The organism is Candidatus Methylomirabilota bacterium (genome assembly GCA_035315345.1).
In the GTDB taxonomy this organism is placed as follows: Bacteria; Methylomirabilota; Methylomirabilia; order Rokubacteriales; family CSP1-6; genus CAMLFJ01.
This window is the reverse complement of sequence record DATFYA010000073.1, coordinates 39,700-60,761: the sequence shown is the minus strand read 5'-3', so window position 1 is coordinate 60,761 and position 21,062 is coordinate 39,700. Positions and strand designations below refer to the sequence as shown.

The window sequence follows — 21,062 nt, the reverse complement described above, 5'->3', positions numbered from 1 at the left end:
GGCTAGGCGCTGGCCGGGGCCAGGCGGCTCTGCTTGCGGCGGATCAGGTACAGGTTGCGCAGGTAGACGAACAAGCCCGCAGCCTGCCCGAGGATGAAGACGGGGTCCATGCGATAGATCGAGTAGATCAGCAGGGTGAGGCCGCCCCCGATCGAGAAGAACCAGAACGAGATCGGGATCACGCTCTCCTTCTGGCGCTCGGAGGCGATCCACTGGACCAGGAAGCGCATCGAGAAGAAGGTCTGACCGAGGAATCCGATCGACAGCCAGAAGTGCTCCGACGTCCAGAAGTGCGTCGACATCATGTCCGCTCCGTCTCGGCCTCCGTATGAGACTCTCGCGAGCCGCGTGCAGGAATCCAGCGCTTCACATTATCGGACATGATCCGCACGCCGCAAGGAGTTTTCGCCCTCACCCGACCCATCCGCCGCCGCGCGCGAATGAAGTCAGAGCGTTCCCGGACTCGCGGGGAGACGGGCGCGAGGGGCCGGATGGCGGCCGGGGGGCCGACCGACCCGTTCCTGCCAACCAAAACGAAGCCGGCCACTATCGAATGGGAACTGCTACCCGCGCAAGCGAAGAACCGCGCCTCGTGGTCGGCGGCCCCCCGGCCGCCCCCGGCCCTCGCGCCCGCCTCTCCACCGAAGGCTAGACCGGCTCGGTCGGCCCGGACGTGATGGCGATGACGAGCGCCCCGGTCGGGCTGCTCACGGTGTGCACGCACCCGGGAGGCCGCCGCGCGTAGTTGCCGGCCGTGCACACGCCCGCGTCGTCGGCCACGCTGCCCTCGAGCACGTAGATCTGCTCGTCGCCGAGGTGACGATGGCGCGGGACGGTCGCGCCCGGCTCGTAGCGCATGAGGATCGCCTTGTGTCGCCCGTCGGCGTCCTCCCAGAGCGTCTTCCAGAAGACGCCGGGCCGCCGCTCGATCCACGGCACGGTGCCGGCGTCGATGAACAGGCTGACGGGCGGAGTGATCACCGGCGGTCTCCCGTGGGCGGCGGTTCAGCGCGCCTCGCGCAGGGCTTGCTGGACCGCTTCGCGAAATGTCTCGATCGGCAGCGCGCCCTCGATCTTCCGCCCGTTGATGAAGAACGTGGGCGTTGCCCGCACCCCGGCCTCGCGCCCCTCGCGCTGGTCGGCCAGCACCGCGTCCTGGAAGCGGGCGGTGTCGAAGCACTGCGCGAACGACTCGGGGTCGAGGCCCAGACGGCGGGCGTAGCCCAGCAGGTCCTCGCGCGAGAAGTCGGGCTGGGCCAGGAAGAGCAGGTCGTGATACTCCCAGTACCGCCCCTGCGCTCCTGCGCAGCGGGCGGCCACCGCCGCGGGCACCGCGCGGTTGTGCGAGCGCAGCGGGAAATCCTTGAACGTGATCTTGATCTGGTCGGGGAACTCGGCCTGCAGGCGTCCCATCACCTGCTGGGCCTCCCGGCAGAACGGGCACTGGTAGTCGCTCCACTCGAAGATCGTCACCGGCGCGCCCGCGGGGCCCCGCGTCATCGCGGGATCCGCGGTGAACCGGGGCGGGCTGTCCGCGGCGGCCGCGGCGGCCCACCCCAGCAGGAGCAGGACCGCGGCGACGCGGAAGAGGCGCGGGCGGAGCCGAATCACGAGTCGAGCGGGGTCAGGCCGCGCGGTCGGCCTCGATGGAGGTGATGATGTAGGTCCCGCTCTTGGCGTCGCGCTCGAGGGTGAGGATCTTCTGCTTGGCCGCCTCCTCCAGCAGCTTCGAGAAGGTGGAGTACCCGTAGTACGACTCGTTGAACGCGGGGTTCTTCCGGATCATGGTCTGCTTGACCATCGAGCCCCAGAGGGTGTCCTTGTTCTCGCGCTGCAGGGCCTGGATCGCCTCGATGAGCTGGGCGAAGGCCTCCGCCTTCTTCTCGGGCAGCCCGCGCAGGGCCGTCGTCTTCTTGGACTCGCGGATGAGGTCCTCGTAGAAGATGAACTCGTCGCAGTTGCCCACCAGCAGCTCGGACGACGACGACTTCACGCCCAGGCCGATCACGTAGCGATCGTTCTCCCGCAGCTTGGAGACCAGCGGGGAGAAGTCGGAGTCGCCCGACACCAGCGCGAAGGTGTCGACGTGCTGCTTGGCGTAGGCCAGATCCATCGCGTCGACCACCATGCGGATGTCGGCCGAGTTCTTGCCGCTGTAGCGGCTCTGGGGGACGTCGATCAGCTCGATGGCGTGCTCGTGGAAGGGGCGCTTGTACTCGGTGTAGCGGTTCCAGTCCGCGTAGGCCCGCTTCACCATGATCTTGCCCTTCTCGACGAGCCGCTCGAGCACCAGCTTGATCTCGAACTGCTTGTACTGCGCTTCCTTGACGCCGCGGACGATGTTCTCGAAGTCGATGAACATCGCCAGCTTCCGGTCGTCACTCATGTCCACCATCCTTCCTGCTACTGGTTGCCCCGGCGCCGGTGCTGCCGGACGGGCCCGTGCCCGTCCGCTCGCCAGTCGTCATTATAGATCGGGCGGGCGCCCCGGCGAGATTTCACAGCCGCGTGACATCGCGCCGTCCCGTTCCGCTAGACTGACGCGGGAGGTGGCGATGCGCGCGATCCGGATCCTCATGCTCGGGATGGGAATGTTCCTGGCCACCGTCGGGTCCCCGAGCGGCCGCGGCAGCGCCGCCGACAACGTGGTGGCGGTCGGGCAGCCCGCCCCCGAGATCACCGGCGGGCCGTGGATCAACAGCCAGCCGCTCTCGCTCGCGGGCCTGCGCGGACGGGTGGTGCTGGTGGAATTCTGGACCTACGGCTGATACAACTGCAAGAACGTGATCCCGCAGTTGCGGGACTGGCACGGCAAGTACGGAGACCAGGGCTTGACCATCGTGGGCGTGCACTCGCCGGAGTTCTTCTGGGAGAAGCCGCTGGACAAGGTGACGCAAGCCACTCGAGACCTCCAGATCCGCTATCCGGTGGTGCAGGACAACGACTATGCGATCTGGCGGCGCTACCGCAACTGGGCGTGGCCGTCCGCGGTGCTGGTGGACAAGAAGGGAATCGTGCGATTCACCCACATCGGGGAGGGGGCCTACGCCGAGATGGAGCAACGGATCCAGCGCCTCCTGCTCGAGCCCTAGGTGAGCACGCGCCCGGCTCCCGCCCTCATCTTCGGCGCCGTCTTCGTCGCGGCCGCGGTGCTGGCTGCGCTCGGGTACCTCTCGCTCCGCCGCTGGGAGGTCGCGGCCGAGCTGCAGCTTCGCGAGCAGGCGCGCGACACCGCGGCGATGGCCGCCGAGAAGGTGGACATGGCGCTGGGACGGGCCGAGCAGGACGGTCTCGCCGCCCTGCAGGCCGCCGCGCTCACGCCGGATTTCGGTCCCGCCACGGTGGACGACTGGAAGGCCCGCCATCCGTTCTTCGACCGCGTCTACGTCTTCGACCGGCAGGGGCGCATGCTCTACCCGCTCGCGTCGACGGGCGACGAGGCTCGCCTCGTCACCGCGCTCCGCGGGGAGATCTCCCAGGGCTTCTGGGAGCGCGGCGGCCGGCGCCATCTCCAGGTGGACGGCCACGTGATCCTGGCCGCGGTGGTGCCCGGCGCCGCGGGGGAGCCGCTCCTGGTCGGCCTGCACCGCGACGAGCGGGCGCTCCGGCGGGACGTGCTGGAGCAGGCCCTGGGCGGCGCCGACGGCAAGGGCGCGCTGGCGGTGCTCGACGGGCAGGGGCGGGCGGTGTACGCCTCGCATCCGGGGGACCTGGCCGCGCCGGTGCTCACGGTGCCGCTGGGCGAGGCGCTGCCCGCCTGGCGAGTGGCCCTGTACCAGCCGCCGGGGCTGTCGCCGCGTGACATGGTGCGACGCCAGGCCGCCATCTTCATGGGCGCCTTCGTGCTGCTGGTCGCGGTCATCGCGGCCGGCCTCGTCGCGACCTACCGGCTGGTGCGCCGGGAGTCGGAGATCGCGCAATTGAAGTCGGACTTCGTGGCCAACGTGTCCCACGACCTGAAGACGCCGCTCTCTCTCATCCGCATGTTCTCGGAGACCCTGGAGATGGACCGGGTGCCCGACCCGCAGCGTCGTCGCGAGTACTACGCGGTGCTCACGCGGGAGAGCGAGCGATTGAGCCGGCTGATCGACAACGTGCTCGACTTCTCGCGCATCGAGAGTGGGCGCCAGCGCTACGAGACGGCGCCGGGGCCGATCGAGCCGCTGATCCAGGAGGTGCTGGAGAGCTTCCGCCACCCGCTGCAGCAGCAGGGTTTCGCCGTGCAGGTGGCGATCGCGCCCGACCTGCCCGACGTGGCCATGGACGACGACGCGATCAAGCAGGCGCTGGCCAACCTGCTCGACAACGCGATGAAGTACTCGGCCGAGCGGCGCCGCATCACGGTGACCGCGCGCCGGGAGGGCGACGGCGTCTCGGTGGAGGTGGCCGACGAGGGGATCGGCATCCCGGTCGGCGAGCGCCAGCGGATCTTCGAGAAGTTCTATCGGGTCGGACGCAGCGAGACGCAGGGCCGCCGCGGCAGCGGCGTGGGCCTGGCCCTGGTCAAGCACATCGCGGAGGCCCACCGCGGACGCGTCGGCGTGGAGGCCGCGGCGGAAGGCGGGAGCCGATTCACGCTCTACCTGCCGGCGGCGACGGCATGCCGCGAATCCTGATCGTCGACGACGAGCCCGAGATGGTGCGCGGGCTCGAGGACAACCTGCGCTTCGAGGGCTACCAGACCATCGCGGCGGGAGACGGCGCGCGCGGCCTGGCCCTGGGCCTGTCCGAGGCGCCGGACCTGATCCTGCTCGACGTGATGATGCCGGGCATGAGCGGATGGGACGTGTGCCGGCAGCTGCGCGCGCGCGGACTCGACACGCCGGTGATCATGCTGACCGCCCGCGGCGCGGAGGCCGACCGGGTGCAGGGGCTCGAGCTGGGCGCCGACGACTACCTCACGAAGCCGTTCAGCGTCCGCGAGCTGATGGCGCGGATCCGCGCGGTGCTGCGTCGCCCGGGCCCGCGCCAGAAGTTCGAGGAGTTCGCGTTCGGCGACGTGCGCGTGCACCTGCGCGCCCGACAGGCGTTCAAGGCCGGGCGCGAGGTCCGCCTGACCCGGAAGGAGTTCGACCTGCTCCGCTATCTGGTCGAGCATCCCGGCGAGGTGATCACCCGCGACCGGCTGCTCGACGAGGTGTGGGGCTACGATCGTTTTCCGACCACGCGGACGGTGGACACCCATATCCTCAGGCTGCGGCAGAAGTTCGAGGACGACCCGGAGCGGCCGGCCCACATCGTCACCGCGCACGGCCAGGGCTACCGCTTCGTCACGGCGAGAGGAGAGGCGGAATGAGAGATCTCGCGCGGGACGCGGCGCAGCGCACACCGCCCGGGCAGGTGCTGACCCGGAAGTGGCCGGTGCTCACCTACGGTCTGACTCCCCGCTTCGATCCGAAAACGTGGTCGTTCCGCTGCTTCGGCCTGCTCCAGCGGGAGGTGAGCTGGACCTGGGAGGAGTTCCAGGCCCTGCCGCGCACCGAGGTGACCTGCGACATCCACTGCGTGACGCACTGGTCGCGTCTGGACAACCGCTTCGAGGGCGTCCCCATCCGCGAGATCCTGAAGCGCGTCGATCCGACGCCCGAGGCCCGGTACGTCATGGTCCACGCCGACCCGGACTACACGACCAATCTCGCGCTCGCCGACCTGGTGGACGACGACGTGCTGCTGGCGCTCCGTCACGACGGGCAGGATCTCGCGCCGGAACACGGCGGCCCGCTGCGCCTGGTGGTGCCGAAGCTCTACTTCTGGAAGAGCGCGAAGTGGCTGCGCGCCTTCGAGTTCCTCGACGTGAATCCGCCCGGCTTCTGGGAGGTCAACGGCTACCACATGCGCGCCGACCCGTGGGCGGAGGAGCGCTACTCGGACCAGGAGACCCGCGCGATGCAGACGATGCGGGCCGAGGCCGCCCGCCGCCTCCGCGCCCGCTGATACCCCTCTCCCCTGAGGGGAGAGGGCAGGGTGAGGGGGTCTACGCCGAGAGAAACGCCCGCATCTGCCGGACGAACTCCTCCGGCCGGTCCGCGGGCACCGTGTGGCCGGCCCCCTCGATCTCGATCAGCCGTCCGTCGGGCAGCCGCGCCGTCATCTTCTTGGCCACGTCGGCCGAGAGGATGTCGCTCTCCGCGCCGCGCACGACCAGGGTCGGGCAGGTGATCCGGGGAAGCGGCTCCCACAGGTCGACCGCGTCGCGGCGGCCCACGCGCATCATGTCGCGCAGGCCCTTGGCGTACTTCCAGGTGAGCTCGCCATCGGGCAGCCGCTTGAGCCCGTGCCGGACGCGCTCGCGGAGCATGTCGACGTCCTGGAGCGGGTTGCCGCGGCGGATGTACTCGACGGCCCACTCCTCGCTCTCGATGCGCTCGGGCGAGTGCGCCATCATGTCGCGGACGCGCTGCAGGCCGGCCAGGTTGATCTCGGGGCCGATGTCGATGATCACGAGGCGGTCGAGGCGGGCGGCGTGGTCGGCCGCGTACTTGATGGCGATGCGCCCGCCCATCGAGTGGCCGATCAGCGCGAAGCGATCGAGCCGCAGGCTGGCCGCGAAGGCGGCCACGTCGTCGGCCATCGTGCCCACGCCGTAGTCGTCGTCCGGCGCGGGCTCGCTGTCGCCGTGGCCGCGCTGATCCAGCGCGAGGACGCGATGGCCGGGCAGGAGGCGGCTCGCGAGGTGGTCCCACACCCGCGCGTGGCCGGTGATGCCGTGCAGCAAGATCACCGGCGGCCGATCGGCGGCTCCCCAGTCGAGATAGTGCAGCGTGACGCCGTTGACGCGGACGGTGCGCTCGGTGAATGACATGGCGAAACGCAGTCTAGCTTGAAATGCTCATGGCTGCCATGCCGTGGGGCGAGCCGGACGGGGATCAGAGCGGGCTTTCGGGGCGCAGTTACGAGAATAGCAGTGATCGCTGTTCGCGGCGGCGCCCACCGCGCTTCACATGACGCCCGGCGGCTCTCCATCGGGGCGCGAGTATGCCGGACCCTTTGCCGCCCGGCCATCGAGTGGGGGTCGCCTCTCATCGGAGGTCTCTCGGAAGCTGATCGCCTCATCCGCCGCCTCGCCGGGAAGGGGGCGGCTAGCCAACCCCCGCCTCCTGATCCGCCCATTCGTCCGTCGCGAGGCCGGCTGTCCAGCCGGATCGAAGGTACTCAGGTCCCCGTGTCGTGGCGCTCGAATACGGGATCAAGCGGCTCAAGGACTGCCGCTGTCTCTTCGGCTGATGAAGGAGCTGCACTGACGTACGCCGGAGGAGCTACCGGACATCATCGAGGCGAAGGGACGGGAGGTGGCGGTGGCATTGGCGGCCTCGCGCGCCTTGTCAAGGCGCGAGGGCTGACGGTAGAGTAGAGTTTCTCAACACAGCCCGTCACCCTGCCCTCTCCCGCGAGGGGAGAGGGCGATTGCGAGGAAGCCAATCATGGCGAGTCACGCGATCACCGAAGTGGCAATCATCCTGCGGCCCGAGGACGACGTGGCGATCGCCAAGAAGGAGATCGCGGCCGGCACCATCCTGGAGGACGCCGACGGGCCCATCGAGGTGCGGCAGGACATCAAGCCCGGGCACAAGGTGGCCCGCCGGGCTCGTCGCGTCGGGGAGCCGGTCCGGCGCTACGGGCAGCCCATCGGCTTCGCCACCGCCGACATCGCGATCGGCGATCACGTCCACGTCCAGAACGTGGCGGTGGGCGACCGGCACCAGGAGTACGAGGTCGGCACCGACGTGCAGCCGGTCGCGTTCTACCCGCCGGATCGGATGCGCCACTTCGACGGCTACCTGCGAGAAGACGGGCGCGTGGGCACGCGCAACTACGTGGCGGTGATCTCCGGAGTGAACTGCTCGGCCAGCGTGAGCCAGTTTGTCAAGGACCGCTTCCGCGACGTGGGGAAGGACTATCCGAACATCGACGGGGTGCTCGCGATCACCCACAAGTCGGGCTGCGGCACCAAGCTGTTCGGCGAGGACCACATGGCCCTGCAGCGGGTGCTGGCCGGTTACGCCAAGCACCCGAACGTCGCAGCCTACATCCTGATCGGGCTCGGCTGCGAGGTGAACCAGGCCGCGGTCATGGTGGATCGCCAGCGCATGGCCGCTCCCGGTCATCCGGAGCGGCGGCCGTTCGTGGTGAACATCCAAGAAGCGGGCGGCATCCGCAAGACGGTAGAAACCGCCACGCGGGAGGTGGCCAAGCTCCTGCCCCACGCGAACGAGGCCCGGCGCAGCCGGCAGCCCGTCTCCGAGATCATGCTGGCCACCAACTGCGGCGGCTCCGACGGCGCCTCCGGCATCACCGCCAATCCCGCGCTCGGCTGGGCGGTGGACGAGCTGGTGCGCTACGGCGGCACCGGCGTGCTCGCCGAGACGCCCGAGATCTACGGGGCCGAGCACCTGCTGATCCGGCGCGCGATCAACGAGGGCGTGGCCAAGAAGCTCATCGATCGGTACAAATGGTGGGAGTGGTATTGCCGTGGCATCGAGGCGATGGACAACAATCCGGCGCCCGGCAACAAGGCGGGCGGGATCACCACCGTCTACGAGAAGTCGCTCGGCGGGGTGACCAAGGGCGGGACGACGCCGATGATGGACGTCTTCCAGTACGGTGAGCCGATCACCACCCGCGGCTTCGTGTTCATGGACACGCCCGGACACGATCCGGTGTCGATCACCGGTCTCGTGGCCGGCGGCTGCAACATGATCTGCTTCACCACCGGCCGCGGCTCGGTGTTCGGCTGCAAGCCGGTGCCGTCGATCAAGCTGGCCACCAACAGCTTGATGTACCGCCACCTGTCGGAGGACATGGATATCAACTGCGGGGTGATCCTGGAAGGCACGCCGCTCGCCCACGTGGGGCGGCAGATCTTCGAGGAGATCGTGGCGGTCGCGTCCGGCAAGCCGAGCAAGAGCGAGCTGTCCGGCGTCGGTGAAGAAGAATTCGCTCCGTGGATCATCGGACCTGTCATGTAAGGCCAGGCGCAGGGAGATCCAATGGCAAACCCGGGCATGTACCGCGGCGACCGGCGCCGCAAGGAAGATCAGCGCAAGGCCAAGCTGGAAGCCAAGAAGGCGCGGAAGGCGGAGCGTCGCGAGAGCGGGACCACCGGCCCCGAGATCGCCGAGCTGCCGGAGGCCGGGGGCGCGTTGGCCAACGAGTTCGTCTGGTTCTCCCCGAGCAAGGGGCGCACGCTCACCACGAACAGCGGGACGCCCCCCACGGTCGACGGGATCGACGACTGGATGCTGCTCAGCGAGCCGCCGGCGGGAGCCTAGCCGCGGAGCGGCTCGGACGCGCGACGCACGGGAGCGGCCGGGTCCCCTTGCGGCTTGTCCGCGAGCTGCCCGCCCTTGAAGAACGCGCCCCAGAACACGTCGTCGGCCACCGGGCGCCGCGCCCGGTCGGTGAAGCGGTCGGCCAGGAAGCCGGCGCGGGCCCGGACGATGAAGCTGTAGAAGTGCACGAGACCGCCCGAGGCGAACTTGCCGTTGAAGATGACGTCGAGTGGCAGGTGCAGCAGCATCCCGAAGACCCAGCCCCACAGCCACTCGATCCCGGTGAGCCACGAAACCGCGGCCAGCAGCGCGAGCAGCTCGTAGGAGTGGAGGACCAGCACGACCCGCCGAGCCTGGCCGTTGACGTAGTAGCGGAGGAAGCTGCCGGGCCGCAGATCGCGCTGACGCTCGAAGAGGACGTAGTCGATGACGTGATCGACGTCGATCAGGAACCCGCCGGCGGCCAGCCCCGCGGTCAGGGCCGGGCTGCCCGTGCCCGCGTACACCGCGGCGCACGCCGCCGCGGTCGTGACCAGATGCCCTCCCGGGCTCATCGGGGGAGGGCTAGCGGTAGTACGGGCTGCGGGGGCGGCGAACCGGGACCGGCGTCATGCGTCGGAACGGTCCGCCGAGCCAGCCGAGCGGCATGTTGTCGATCAGGTCCAGGAGCCTCGTGCCCAGTCGCTTCAGCATGCCGTTAGCGGGAGCAACTCCAGTGCCAGCGACCGATACCATCGAAGTGGCTGAATTGGCGAACGACCGCCGCACGGCCGGATGCTCGATCCCCCAAAACCGGAAGGGGTGAAGACCAAAATGGTGACCTCGTTCGAGCAGATCGTAGGATCCGAGCCGTCGGTGTGGGCGATCGAGACCGCCGGGCCCGGTCCGCAGGGCCGACTGCCGCTGACCGCGGAGATGCTCCGCGATAGCCCGAGCGGCGACATCTTCGGGCTCACCCAGAACGCGGGCATGGGCTGGGACCCCGGCGAGCTGGGACGGCCGCAGTACCTCATGCTGTCCACCCAGGGGGGCATTCGCGCCGCCGACGGCCGGCCCATCGCACTCGGCTACCACACCGGTCACTGGGAGATCGGCCTGCTGATGCAGGCGGCCGCCCAGGAGCTGGGCGAGCTCGGGTGCCTGCCCTTCGCGGGATTCTGCTCCGATCCCTGCGACGGCCGCACCCAGGGGACGCCGGGCATGATGGACAGCCTCGCCTATCGCAACGACGCGGCGGTGGTCCTGCGCCGGCTGGCCCGATCGCTGCCGACGCGCAAGGGCGTGCTGGGCATCGCCACCTGCGACAAGGGGCTGCCCGCGATGATGATGGCGCTGGCCGCGCTGCGGGATCTGCCCTGCGTGCTCGTGCCCGGCGGCGTGACCCTGCCGCCGCAGGCCGGCGAGGATGCGGGCACGGTGCAGTCGATTGGCGCGCGCTTCGCGCACGGCGAGCTGACCCTGGAGCGCGCGGCCGAGCTGGGGTGCCGCGCCTGCGGGTCCCCGGGCGGCGGCTGCCAGTTCCTCGGCACCGCGGCCACCTCGCAGGTGGTGGGCGAGGCCCTCGGGCTCTCGCTCCCGCATACCGCGCTGGCGCCGTCGGGCCAGCCGGTCTGGCTCGACATGGCCCGGCGCTCGGCGCGCGCGCTCGTCGCGCTCGGCACGCGCGGCGTCACCACCCGCGACGTCGTCACCGACGCGGCCATCCGCAACGCGATGATGGTGCACGCGGCCTTCGGCGGCTCCACGAACCTGCTCCTCCACCTCACCGCGGTCGCCCACGCGGCCGGGCTCCGGCGTCCCACCGTGGCCGACTGGACCGACGTCAACCGCCGGGTGCCGCGGCTCGTGGACGTGCTGCCGAACGGCCCGCGCAATCACCCGACGGTGCGCGTCTTCCTGGCCGGCGGGGTGCCGGAGGTGATGCTGCACCTCCGGCGGGCCGGGCTGCTCGACGAGCGCGTCCTCACCGTCTCCGGCGAGCCGCTCGCGCGCGGGCTCGACTGGTGGGAGCGCTCGGCGCGGCGGCGCGCCCTGCGGGAGCGGCTGCGCGAGCAGGACGGCGTGGATCCCGACGACGTCATCATGGATCCGGAGCGGGCGCGCACGCGCGGGCTCACGAGCACCGTGACGTTTCCGCGCGGCAACCTCGCGCCGGAAGGATCGGTGATCAAGAGCACCGCGATCGACCCGTCGGTGGTCGACGCCGACGGCGTGTATCGCAAGGTCGGCCCGGCGCGCGTGTTCACCACCGAGCGCGCCGCGATCGCCGCGATCAAGAGCACGGGGCCGGAGCGGGTCAAGCCGGGCGACGTCATGGTGCTGATCTGCCGCGGGCCGATCGGCGCGGGGATGGAGGAGATCTACCAGATCACGTCGGCGCTCAAGCACCTGTCGTGGGGCAAGCAGGTGGCGGTGCTCACCGACGCGCGCTTCTCCGGGGTATCCACCGGCGCCTGCGTCGGCCACATCGGGCCCGAGGCGCTGGCCGGCGGCCCCATCGGGCGCCTGCGCGACGGCGATCTCGTGCAGATCATGGTGGATCGCCTGCGGCTCGAGGGGAGCATCGACCTGGTGGGCGCCGACGAGCGAATGTTCGGCGCGGAGGAAGGGAGCCGGGTGCTGGCGGGCCGCCCGCCGCGGCCCGACCTGGCCCCGGATGCGAAGCTGCCCGACGACACGCGGCTCTGGGCCGCACTGCAGCAGGCCGGGGGCGGGGCGTGGGGCGGGTGCGTGTATGACGTGGACGCCATCGTGGCGGCGCTGACGTCCCCGCGCCCGGCGGGAGCGTGACTACGACTGCGTGACGGTCACGATCAGGCCGATCGCGGCGAGGACGTTGCCCACGCGCACGCACTCGGTCTCGGGGCCGACCTTCACCACCGCCTTGCCGGTGTTGTGCACCTGCCACGCCAGCTCCCACCCGCGCTCCTCGGAGCAGGCGATGGCCTTCATGAGCTGCTTCACGACTTCCTCGAAGGTGTGGCAGTCGCAGTTGTGCAGCACGGTCATCCAGGGAGGCGCCACCGCGACGTCGGTGGCCTCTTCCTCGTCGACCTCGGGTCTCTCGGTGGTGGCGTGCGACCGTGGAAGCATCATGTATTCGCTCGGCTCGCCTTCGGCTGCACCTCGCCCTGCCACGGCCGGCTCGCCTTCGGCTGCACCTCGCCCGGCCGGTGCTACCCGATGATACCGCCCTCGCGAAGCCGCGCGATGGTGGCGTCGCCGTAGCTCAGGACCTCGCGCAGGATCTCGTCGGTGTGCTCGCCCAGGCGCGGAGCCCGCCGCGGCTGACGGATCTCGCCCTCGGTCCGTACGGGGCTGCGCACCTCGCGCATGGTGCCGAACTCGGGGTGCGGGACGTCGACGATCATGTCCCGCGCGAGCACCTGCGGGTCGGCCAGGGCCTGGCGCACGTCGTTGACCGGCGCGCACGGCACCCGTCCGCGCAGCCGGTCCAGCCATTCCTCGGTGGTCCGGGTGGCGAACCGCTCGCGCAGCAGCGGCAGGAGCGTCTCGCGATGGGCGAAGCGGTCGCCGAAGCCGCGGAAGCGCGGGTCGTCCGCCAGCTCCGGCGCGCCGAGGACGTCGACGAGGTCGCGCCAGAACTTGTCCTTGTTGCAGAACACCACGATCCAGCCGTCGCGGGTCGGGAAGTTCTGGGCGGGCACGAGCGTCTGGTGGGCCGAGTGCCGGGTGCGCTCCGGAATCCAGTCCCGGTTGAGCGTCCACACCGCGAAGTACGAGAGCATGCTGACCGCGGTGTCGAGCAGCGAGATGTCCACGTCGCGGCCCACGCCGGTGCGCTGCGCCTCGAAGAGCCCGACCATCAATCCGACCATCGCGGCGTAGCCTCCCGCGAAGTCGATCACCGAGACCCCGCACTTGCCGGGGGGGCCGTCCGGCTCGCCGGTCACCGACATGTAGCCGGCGTAGCCCTGCACCAGATAGTCGAAGGCCGGCTCGGCCGCCCGCGGTCCGGTCCGCCCGTAGCCGGTGAGCGAGCAGCAGACCACGCGCGGATTGATCGCCTTCAGCGCGTCGTAGGTGAGGCCGAGCTTGTCGGGCAGATCGCCGCGCGCGTTGTTGAAGACCGCGTCCGACACGCGCACCAGATCGTGGAACACCGCCTGGCCGTCGGGATGGCGGAGATTGAGCGAGACCGAGCGCTTGCCGCGATTGAACGACTGGAAGTAGGGCGAGTCCGCCTCGCCCTGGAACGGCGGCACGTAGCGCGCGCTGTCGCCGCCCACCCCGGGGTCTTCGATCTTGATCACGTCGGCCCCCAGGTCAGCCAGCATCTGGGTGCCGAAGGGCCCGGCCCCGAACTGGGAGACCGCGAGGATGCGCACCGAGTCGAGCGGAGGGCGGTTCATGTCAGTAGGGCAGGCGCCCCTCGCCGAGGGTCGCATGGTTCTTCCGGGGCACCAGGATCTTGCGGGTGTAGGAGCAGACGACATCCCCGCGCTGATTGAGCCCGTGCGTCTCGACGGTCACGATGCCGCGGTCGCCCTGCCGGGATTCGCGCAGCTCGAGCACCCGGCTCTTCGCGTAGAGGGTGTCGCCGATGAAGGTGGGCTTCTCGTGCTTGAGCGCGTTCACCTCCAGGTTCGCGATGGCCCGGCCCGAGATGTCGGCCACCGTCATCCCGATGACCACGCTGTAGACCAGCGGGCCCATCACCAGGCGCTGCTTGTGCTGGGTGTGGGTCGCCGCGTAGTGCGCGTCGGAGTGCAGCGGATGCTGATTCATGGTGAGCAGCGCGAACCAGGTGCAGTCCGCCTCGGTGATCGTCCGGCCGGGCCAGTGGGAGAATTCCTGGCCCACCGCGAACTCCTCGTAGTACCGGCCGTAGCCCATCGCTTCCGCCTACGGTCGCGCGTTCGACTCGAGCCAGCGCGCGGCCAGCCGTCGCCGCTCGGCGACCGGATCGCGCGGGCCCAGCAGCAGCGCGGCCGCGTCGCGGTAGTAGCGCTCGACCGGGAACTCGCTGGTGTAGCCGTAGCCGCCGTGGATGCGCATGGCGTCGAGGGTGACCGCGTAGGCGGTCTCGCTGGCCGCGAGCCGGGCCATCACCGCCCCCGCGTCGTCGCGCGAGTCCACGTCCAGGCGCTCGGCGGCCCGCGCGGTGAGCAGGCGTGCCGCGGTGATGCGGGTGGCCATCTCGGCCAGCTTGAGCTGCACCGCCTGGTGCTGGCAGATCGGCTGGCCGAACGTCGACCGCTGCTGCGAGTAGCGCAGGGCCGCCTCGAAGGCGGCCTGGGCCAGACCCACCGCGACCGCGGCCGCGCCCACGCTGGAGGCCGCTTCCAGCACGATCTCGCCGCCCTCGCGAAGCGCGGCCGAGGCGCGGAGCCGCGCGCCCACCAGCACGACGTCGGCGGACCCCAGCCCCCGAAGCCCGATGGTGTCCGACGCGAGGCCCACGGTCAGCCCGGCGTGGCCGGCCTCGACCATGAAGGCGCGCGTGCCGCCGCCCTCGAGCGCCGCGTTCACCAGGAACAGCTTGGCGCGGCTCGCGTTCGCCACCACCGGGGCCGCCCCGGTGAGCACCCACTCCTGGCCGGCGCGGCGCGCGCCGATCGAGGCGCCGACCACCGGCGCGGTCCATTGCTCGCCGCGGACCATCGCGGGCAGCCAGCGCTCGCGCGTCTCCCGCGAGCCGGTGCGCTCGACCGCGAGAGTCGCCGCGAGCTGGGCGGCGAGCCACGAGGCGAGCCCGGCCGAGCCGCGCGCGACCTCCTCGACGATCGTGACCGCGGTGAGCAGGGGCAGGCCGAGGCCGCCGTGCTCGGGGTCGGCGAGCGCGCCGAAGATGCCGAGCTCGGCGAGCTGCTCCACCAGCGGCGTCGCATCCCGCCGGCCCGCGTCGTGCTCGGCCGCCACCGGGACGACGTCCTTCTCGACCGACTGGCGGACCGCCAGCACGAGCTGCCGCGGCTCCTCGTCGAGACGGTCGCGCGAGGTGAGGGCGCCCGGCCGCTCGCCGTAGCGATCGAGCAGGTTCTTGCAGATGATGAGGCGTTGGATCTCGTTGGTGCCCTCACCGATGATCATCAGCGGCGCGTCGCGGTAGAGGCGCTCCACCAGGCCGGAGGCGAGCTGGGCCCGCACGCCCCCGACCTTCATGGCCTCGACCGCCACCTCCTGCGCGGACTCGGAGGCGTGCAGCTTGGCCATGCCCGCCTCGAGGTCGCAGCGCTCGCCGCGGTCCTTCATGGCGGCGGCCCAGTACGTGATGAGCCGCGCCGACTCCACCCGCATGGCGATGTCGGCCAGCGCGGGCGGCGGCTCGGGCAGGGCGGCGGCGGCGCGAATCGCCTCGTCGAGCCCGGCCTGGGCCACCCCGACCGCGCGCGCCGCGATGTTGATGCGGCCGGCCTCGAGCCCGGACATCACCTGCTTGAAGCCGCGGCCCTCCACGCCGCCCACCAGGTTCGCGGCTGGGCAGGGGAAGGCGTCGAAGACCAGCTCCGCGGTGTCCACGCCCTTGTAGCCGAGCTTGGCGATGGACTTGACGACCTGGGGCCCCGGCTCGCCCTTCTCGACGATGAAGCAGGACATGCCGCGATGGCGCGGGGAGGCCGACGGATCGGTCAGGGCCAGCAGCGCGAACGTGTTGCCCTCGCGGCCGTTGGTCACGAACATCTTGGAGCCGGAGATGAGATAGCGGTCCCCGTCGCGGCGGGCCACCGTGCGGATGGCCTGCACGTCCGAGCCGGCGTGCGGCTCGGTCAGGCAGAGCCCGCCGCGCGCCTGGCCGCTGGCGAAGCGGGGCAGCAGGCGCAGCCGCTGCTCGTCGGTGCCGTGGTGGAGCACGATCAGCGCGGCCATGGTGTGGCTGTTGATCACGCCGGCCAGCGACATGAAGCCGCGGCAGAGCTCCTCGATGACCCGCGCGTACGTGGTGACGTCGAGGCCGAGGCCGCCGTAGTCCGCCGGCACCAGCGCCCCGAAGAGGCCGAGCCGCTTCATCCGGTCGACGAGGGTCTGCGGGTAGCGGTCGGCATGCTCGAGCGCGGCGGCGGCCGGCATGACGTCGTGCTGGACGAACTCGCGGACGGCGGCCACGATGGCGGGGACGCGCTGGGCGGTGCGTGAACTCACGAAAACCTCACGGTCGGCGATCGGCTGCTGCGAGGAGACTAGCAAAGCCCGTGGGGGCGTTGCAACCGTGAGCGCGGCGGCGGCCGTGGCTTTCTTGGCGAGCGTCGCCGGGGACCGGTATGCTGAGGCCAATGACCTTCACGGTGGCCAGCTACAACATCCACAAGTGCGCCGGGCTCGATCGGCGGGTGGACCTGGACCGCATCGCGGACGTCCTGCGCGAGATCAACGCGGACCTGGTCGGCCTCCAGGAGGTGTACCGGCCCCAGGCGCACGCGCTCGCCGAGCGTCTGGGCGTCCAGGTGGCGATGGGGCCGACCCGGGAGCGCGACGGCCTCGCCTACGGCAACGCGGTGCTGACCCGGCTCGCCGTGCGGGGCAGCCGCATCTTCGATCTCTCGCAGCCGGACCGCGAGCCGCGCGGCGGCATCCGGCTGGACCTCGAACTGCCCCACGGGGCGGATCGGCCCCTGCACCTGTTCAACGTGCACTTCGGGCTGAAGATCCGCGAGCGCGCCTCGCAGGTCCGCATGCTCGTGCGCGAGCACATCCTGCACGACGAGCTGACCGGGCCTCGGGTGGTGGTGGGCGACCTCAACGAGTGGTTCTGGTTCCCGGGCGCGGTCGGGCGGACGCTTCGGCGCGAGCTGCACGGCCCGCGCATCCGCCGCACGCATCCTGCCCCGCTCCCGCTCTTTCCCCTGGATCGCATCTACTGGGATCGCGGGCTCGACGCCGACGGGTTCCGCGTGCACCGCAGCCGTCTGGCCCGCGTGGCTTCGGATCACCTGCCGGTGGTGGCGCGCCTGCGTTTGGCGCCGGCCTGACCCCCCATCGAGGCACCATGGCCGAGGACGATCGACTCCTGCACGCCGCCCAGCGGCTGGCCACCGCCGAGGCCGAGCCTGCCGATGCGGAGGCGCTGCGTGAGGCGCATCCCGCCGACGTCGCCCACGTGCTGCAGCACCTGGATCCGGGCGAGCGCCCGGCGCTGTTCCGGTCCCTCGGCCTCGAGCGGGCCGGCGACGTGCTGTCCGAGCTCGACGACCACACGCTGCTCGAGCTGATCCGGGGACTCGACGACCTCGAGCTGTCCCGCATCCTCGATCAGATGCCGGCCGAGCACGCGGCCGATGTGGTGGACGAGCTGCCCACCGAGCAGGCCGAGAAGATCCTCGACCTCATGGAGGAGGAGAAGTCCGAGGAGGTCCAGGGCATCCTCGAGCATCCCGACGAGTCGGCCGGGCGGCACATGTCGCCCGACTTCCTGGCCCTGCCCGAGACCGCCACCGTCGAGACCGCGATCCAGCACATCCGCCGCTCCATGAGCGAAGAGCACGCCTTCGAGCTGTACGTGGTGGACGACCACGAGCACCTCGTGGGCCGGGTGCCGCTGCGGCGGCTCCTGGTCGCGGATCCCCGGACCCCCCTCGCCGCGCTGCTGGATCACGAGCTGGTCAGCGTGCGTCCGGAGACGGATCGCGAAGAGGTCGCCCGGCTCGTGGCCAAGTACGCACTGGTGAGCGTGCCGGTGGTCGACGAGCAGAACCGCCTGCTCGGCGCCATCTCGCAGGACGACGTCATCGACATCGTGCAGGCGGAGGCGTCCGAGGACATCTTCCGGCTGGCCGGCTCGGACGCGGCCGAGCTGGAGCGCCGCACGCCCTACGAGATCGCGCTGCTGCGCCTGCCGTGGGTGCTGACCACGCTGCTCATCGAGCTGTTCGCGGGGTGGGTCATCCACGCGTTCGATCGCACGCTGGCCCAGGTCATCCTGCTCGCGTCGTTCATCCCGGTGATCCAGGCCATCTCGGGCAACACCGGCCTGCAGGCGGTGACCATGGTGGTGCGCGGCCTCGCCACCGGCCAGGTCCAGCTGTCGCGCTGGTGGGAGCCGCTGCGACGGCAGGCCCAGACCTCGAGCATCCTGGGCGTGGTGTGCGCGGTGGTGGTCGGCACCATCGGGCTCCTCTGGCACTCGCCCGCCTTCGGGCTCGTGGTCGCGGTGTCGATGTTCATCTCGGTGAATCTGTCGGGGCTGGCCGGCACGCTGATCCCGATGCTCTCGAAGCGCCTCGGCTTCGATCCCGCGCTCACCGCCGGCCCCTTCGAGACCGCGCTGCAGGACGTGCTCGGCGTGACCATCTTCCTCTCGCTGGCCACCGCGCTGCTGCACTGGCTCACGTGATCGCGCGCCCCGACGCTTTGTTGACGAACGGTGCCGTGCTTGGTCCCTCGGCTGCCCGGCCAATCTTGCGTCCCGGAGGATCCGGCCCATGATATCGGCCATTTGTCAGACGCTCGCCGGTGGCAAGCGCCTTGCTGCCCTAGTGCCCCGTGATGGAACACGAGCGTGCGCTGCCGGAGGAGAGGGAGCCGATCGCGGTGCCGAGCGTGGCCGGCTCGGCCCGGGCCGCCGCGGAGGCGACGGCGACGCGGCTGCCCTCGCGGGCGCTCGTGGTGGACGATTCGCTGGTGGTGGCCGACGTGGTGACCGCGCTGCTCCGCCGCACCGGGTGGACGGTGGACGTGGCGACCAGCGTGGACCGGGCGCTCGAGCACGTGCACGGAGTGCCCTACGATCTGGTGGTCTGCGACGTGTGCATGCCGGACGGCGGGGGCCCGGCGGTGTACTACGCGACGATCGCGCGGCGGCCGGATCTGGCCGGTCGCTTCCTGTTCATCACCGGCAACGTGGACGATCCGGGGCCGTGGCGGTTTCTCGCCAAGATCCGCGCCCACGTGCTGGAGAAGCCCTTCACGGGGCGCGCCCTTCGCAGCGCCCTGATCAAGGTCATCGCCTGACCGGCCGGCTCGCCGCGGCGCTCCTGCTGCTCCTCGCGCTCGCCGGGCCCGCCGGGGCGGGCGCTCCCACCGATCAGCTGAAGGCCCACACCGACCGTGTCGTCCGCGTGCTCGAGGATCCCGCGCTGGATCAGGGCCAGCGCAAGGCCGAGATCCGCGCGGTCGCGCTCGCGGCCTTCGACGTCGCGGAAGCGGCGCGCCGGGCGCTGGGTCCGCACTGGAGCAAGCGCACCCCGGCGGAGCGCGAGGAGTTCGTCGGCATCTTCCAGGGGCTGCTGGAGCGCGGCTATCTGTCGCGCATCGGCGAGTACGGCGGCGAGCGCGTGCAGTACGTGGGCGAGCGCATCGACGGCGACTACGGCGTGGTGCGGGCCCAGATCGTCACCGCCAAGGGCACCCAGGTCCCGGTGGAGGCGCGGGTCCTTCGACGGGGCGACCGCTGGCTCATGTACGACGTGCTGATCGAAAACGTGAGCCTGATCGCGAGCTATCGCTCCCAGTTCGACCGCGTCATCCGGACCTCGTCGTACGAGGATCTGGTGCAGCGGCTCAAGGCGCGCGGCACGCCCTAGCGCAGCCGGCCCTGCGCCCCGGCGAGCTGGGCGCACGCGAGCAGCAGCGCGTTGGCGCCGTGCTCGATGTCGTCGAGTGCGGTGAACTCCTCCTCGCAGTGGCTGCGGCCCGCGCGCGAGGGCACGAAGATCATCCCGGTGGGCGCGATCGCCGCCATGTACTGGGCGTCGTGGCCGGCCCCGGAGAGGATGCGACGGTGGCCGCAGCCGAGGGTGACCGCCGCCGCCTCCACCGCGTCGACGACCTCGCGGTCGAAGCGGGTGCGCGGGACGCGCCAGTAGTGCTCGACCTCGGCGCGCACGCCCTCGCGCTTGGCCGCGGCGCGCACCACCCGGTCCAGCATGGAGAGGGCGCGGTCGATGGTGGATTCGGCCGGGTCACGGAGGTCCACCGAGAAGCCCACCCGGCCGGGAATCGCGTTGGGAATGTTGGGCGTCACGTCGAGCCGTCCCACCGTGGCCACCAGGTTGCCGCCGATCTTCCGGGCGATGCCCCGCACCCCGCCCACCACCTCGGCGGCGGCCACCAGCGCGTCGTGGCGGATGCGCATCGGGGTCGGGCCCGCGTGGTCCTGCACGCCGTGGAAGGTGATCCGCGACCACGAGATCGCCACGATGCCCTCGACGACTCCGAGGGGGATCTGCTCCTCCTCGAGGATTGGGCCCTGCTCGATGTGCAGCTCGAGGTACGCGCGCATCGGGCGGGGCACGCAGGGCTCGGCGCCCAGGTAGCCGATCCGCTCCAGCTCGTCCACCAGACGCCGCCCGTCGCGGTCGCGCGCGTTGTAGGCGTCCTCCAGGGGGATCTTTCCCGCCATGACCCCGGAGGCGATCATCGCGGGCTGGAAGCGCGCGCCTTCCTCGTTGGTGAAGACGATCATGCCGACCGGATGCCGGGTGCGGGCCCGCGCGTCGATCAGGGTGCGAATCGTCTCGAGCGCGCACAGCACGCCGAGCTGGCCGTCGTACTTGCCGCCGCTCGGCACCGAGTCCGCGTGGGAGCCCATGAAGACGGGGGGCAGGGACTCGGTGCCCGGGCGGACGCCGAAGATGTTGCCCATCTGATCGACGGTGACGGTGAGGCCGGCCTGCTTCATCCAGCCGACCAGCAGATCGCGGCCGCGCCGATCGTCGTCGGTCAGGGCCACCCGGTCGAGGCCTCCGCGCGCGGTCTCCCCGATCTTGCCGAGGGCGTCCATGCTCCCGGCGAGGCGGGCTCGATTGATCCTCATGGCTCCCCTCTCATGGGTTACTGGTCCGGCACGCGACACACTTCATGGACGCGGCGCCTCCCTTCGACCGCGAGCCTCGC

The 21,062-nt window shown here is 71.0% G+C and carries 24 protein-coding genes; 12 read left to right on the top strand and 12 right to left on the bottom strand.

Annotation, left to right across the window (positions count from 1 at the left end):
- Window positions 1-2 precede the first annotated feature (2 nt).
- The 4 genes from VKN16_08855 to VKN16_08840 all read right to left on the bottom strand — a co-directional run bounded on the left by VKN16_08855 (window position 3) and on the right by VKN16_08840 (window position 2,386).
- On the bottom strand, window positions 3-305 hold the full coding sequence (locus tag VKN16_08855; GenBank protein ID HME94309.1) for a lipid-A-disaccharide synthase N-terminal domain-containing protein: 303 nt from the start codon (window positions 303-305) through the stop codon (window positions 3-5).
- 343 nt (window positions 306-648) lie between these two features.
- Window positions 649-981 (bottom strand): cupin domain-containing protein, encoded by a 333-nt coding sequence (locus tag VKN16_08850; GenBank protein ID HME94308.1) that lies wholly within the window; start codon window positions 979-981, stop codon window positions 649-651.
- A 24-nt stretch (window positions 982-1,005) separates the two neighbouring features.
- Window positions 1,006-1,611 (bottom strand): thioredoxin domain-containing protein, encoded by a 606-nt coding sequence (locus VKN16_08845; GenBank protein HME94307.1) that lies wholly within the window; start codon window positions 1,609-1,611, stop codon window positions 1,006-1,008.
- A gap of 13 nt (window positions 1,612-1,624) precedes the next feature.
- Window positions 1,625-2,386: an NYN domain-containing protein gene (locus VKN16_08840; protein ID HME94306.1), complete on the bottom strand. Its 762-nt coding sequence runs from the start codon at window positions 2,384-2,386 to the stop codon at window positions 1,625-1,627.
- A gap of 169 nt (window positions 2,387-2,555) precedes the next feature.
- On the opposite strand from VKN16_08840, the gene VKN16_08835 reads away from it, so the two are divergent.
- From VKN16_08835 to VKN16_08815, 5 genes are read left to right on the top strand one after another with little or no spacing between them, the layout of a single operon-like run.
- Window positions 2,556-2,768, top strand: a complete 213-nt coding sequence (locus VKN16_08835; protein ID HME94305.1) for a hypothetical protein — start codon at window positions 2,556-2,558, stop codon at window positions 2,766-2,768.
- 15 nt (window positions 2,769-2,783) lie between these two features.
- Window positions 2,784-3,092 (top strand): redoxin domain-containing protein, encoded by a 309-nt coding sequence (locus VKN16_08830; GenBank protein HME94304.1) that lies wholly within the window; start codon window positions 2,784-2,786, stop codon window positions 3,090-3,092.
- A complete protein-coding gene (locus VKN16_08825; GenBank protein ID HME94303.1) occupies window positions 3,093-4,616 on the top strand; it encodes an ATP-binding protein in 1,524 nt (507 codons plus the stop codon).
- Window positions 4,601-5,296 carry a response regulator transcription factor gene (locus VKN16_08820; GenBank protein ID HME94302.1) on the top strand — a complete coding sequence of 232 codons (696 nt, stop codon included), beginning with the start codon at window positions 4,601-4,603 and terminating at the stop codon, window positions 5,294-5,296. The genes VKN16_08825 and VKN16_08820 overlap by 16 nt, the downstream gene beginning before the upstream one ends.
- On the top strand, window positions 5,293-5,934 hold the full coding sequence (locus VKN16_08815) for a sulfite oxidase-like oxidoreductase (protein ID HME94301.1): 642 nt from the start codon (window positions 5,293-5,295) through the stop codon (window positions 5,932-5,934). Before VKN16_08820 ends, VKN16_08815 begins: the two co-directional genes overlap by 4 nt.
- A 40-nt stretch (window positions 5,935-5,974) precedes the next feature.
- On the opposite strand, the gene VKN16_08810 is transcribed toward VKN16_08815, so the two are convergent.
- Window positions 5,975-6,802: an alpha/beta hydrolase gene (locus VKN16_08810; GenBank protein HME94300.1), complete on the bottom strand. Its 828-nt coding sequence runs from the start codon at window positions 6,800-6,802 to the stop codon at window positions 5,975-5,977.
- A 619-nt stretch (window positions 6,803-7,421) separates the two neighbouring features.
- On the opposite strand from VKN16_08810, the gene VKN16_08805 reads away from it, so the two are divergent.
- Together VKN16_08805 and VKN16_08800 are read left to right on the top strand one after the other, a co-directional pair.
- Entirely contained in the window at window positions 7,422-8,966 is a 1,545-nt protein-coding gene (locus VKN16_08805) for an altronate dehydratase family protein (GenBank protein HME94299.1), read from the top strand.
- Between the two features lie 21 nt (window positions 8,967-8,987).
- Window positions 8,988-9,269, top strand: coding sequence for a hypothetical protein (locus VKN16_08800; protein HME94298.1), 282 nt, complete (start codon window positions 8,988-8,990; stop codon window positions 9,267-9,269).
- Here VKN16_08800 and VKN16_08795 read toward each other — a convergent pair.
- Together VKN16_08795 and VKN16_08790 are read right to left on the bottom strand one after the other, a co-directional pair.
- Window positions 9,266-9,823, bottom strand: coding sequence for a hypothetical protein (locus tag VKN16_08795; protein HME94297.1), 558 nt, complete (start codon window positions 9,821-9,823; stop codon window positions 9,266-9,268). The two genes, VKN16_08800 and VKN16_08795, sit on opposite strands and share 4 nt — an antisense overlap.
- A gap of 10 nt (window positions 9,824-9,833) precedes the next feature.
- Complete coding sequence (locus VKN16_08790) at window positions 9,834-9,962, bottom strand: hypothetical protein (GenBank protein HME94296.1); 129 nt, start codon at window positions 9,960-9,962, stop codon at window positions 9,834-9,836.
- Window positions 9,963-10,082: 120 nt separating this feature from the next.
- Here VKN16_08790 and VKN16_08785 point away from each other — a divergent pair, with 120 nt between their 5' ends.
- Entirely contained in the window at window positions 10,083-12,059 is a 1,977-nt protein-coding gene (locus tag VKN16_08785) for a YjhG/YagF family D-xylonate dehydratase (GenBank protein HME94295.1), read from the top strand.
- On the opposite strand, the gene VKN16_08780 is transcribed toward VKN16_08785, so the two are convergent.
- The 4 genes from VKN16_08780 to VKN16_08765 form a co-directional block, all read right to left on the bottom strand.
- Complete coding sequence (locus VKN16_08780; GenBank protein HME94294.1) at window positions 12,060-12,365, bottom strand: ATP-dependent Clp protease adaptor ClpS; 306 nt, start codon at window positions 12,363-12,365, stop codon at window positions 12,060-12,062. It abuts the gene before it with no gap.
- An 80-nt stretch (window positions 12,366-12,445) separates the two neighbouring features.
- Entirely contained in the window at window positions 12,446-13,642 is a 1,197-nt protein-coding gene (locus VKN16_08775; protein HME94293.1) for a CoA transferase, read from the bottom strand.
- 1 nt (window position 13,643) lies between these two features.
- Complete coding sequence (locus tag VKN16_08770) at window positions 13,644-14,126, bottom strand: MaoC family dehydratase (protein ID HME94292.1); 483 nt, start codon at window positions 14,124-14,126, stop codon at window positions 13,644-13,646.
- Window positions 14,127-14,135: 9 nt separating this feature from the next.
- On the bottom strand, window positions 14,136-16,373 hold the full coding sequence (locus tag VKN16_08765; protein HME94291.1) for an acyl-CoA dehydrogenase family protein: 2,238 nt from the start codon (window positions 16,371-16,373) through the stop codon (window positions 14,136-14,138).
- 131 nt (window positions 16,374-16,504) lie between these two features.
- Here VKN16_08765 and VKN16_08760 point away from each other — a divergent pair, with 131 nt between their 5' ends.
- The 4 genes from VKN16_08760 (at window position 16,505) to VKN16_08745 (ending at window position 19,750) form a co-directional block, all read left to right on the top strand.
- Window positions 16,505-17,200 (top strand): endonuclease/exonuclease/phosphatase family protein, encoded by a 696-nt coding sequence (locus tag VKN16_08760; GenBank protein HME94290.1) that lies wholly within the window; start codon window positions 16,505-16,507, stop codon window positions 17,198-17,200.
- Between the two features lie 17 nt (window positions 17,201-17,217).
- Window positions 17,218-18,561 (top strand): magnesium transporter, encoded by a 1,344-nt coding sequence (gene mgtE, locus VKN16_08755; protein ID HME94289.1) that lies wholly within the window; start codon window positions 17,218-17,220, stop codon window positions 18,559-18,561.
- A gap of 152 nt (window positions 18,562-18,713) precedes the next feature.
- On the top strand, window positions 18,714-19,178 hold the full coding sequence (locus tag VKN16_08750; GenBank protein ID HME94288.1) for a response regulator: 465 nt from the start codon (window positions 18,714-18,716) through the stop codon (window positions 19,176-19,178).
- Window positions 19,085-19,750: an ABC transporter substrate-binding protein gene (locus VKN16_08745; GenBank protein ID HME94287.1), complete on the top strand. Its 666-nt coding sequence runs from the start codon at window positions 19,085-19,087 to the stop codon at window positions 19,748-19,750. The genes VKN16_08750 and VKN16_08745 overlap by 94 nt, the downstream gene beginning before the upstream one ends.
- Here VKN16_08745 and VKN16_08740 read toward each other — a convergent pair.
- Window positions 19,747-20,982, bottom strand: coding sequence for a Zn-dependent hydrolase (locus VKN16_08740; GenBank protein HME94286.1), 1,236 nt, complete (start codon window positions 20,980-20,982; stop codon window positions 19,747-19,749). The genes VKN16_08745 and VKN16_08740 overlap by 4 nt on opposite strands.
- Window positions 20,983-21,062 lie beyond the last annotated feature (80 nt).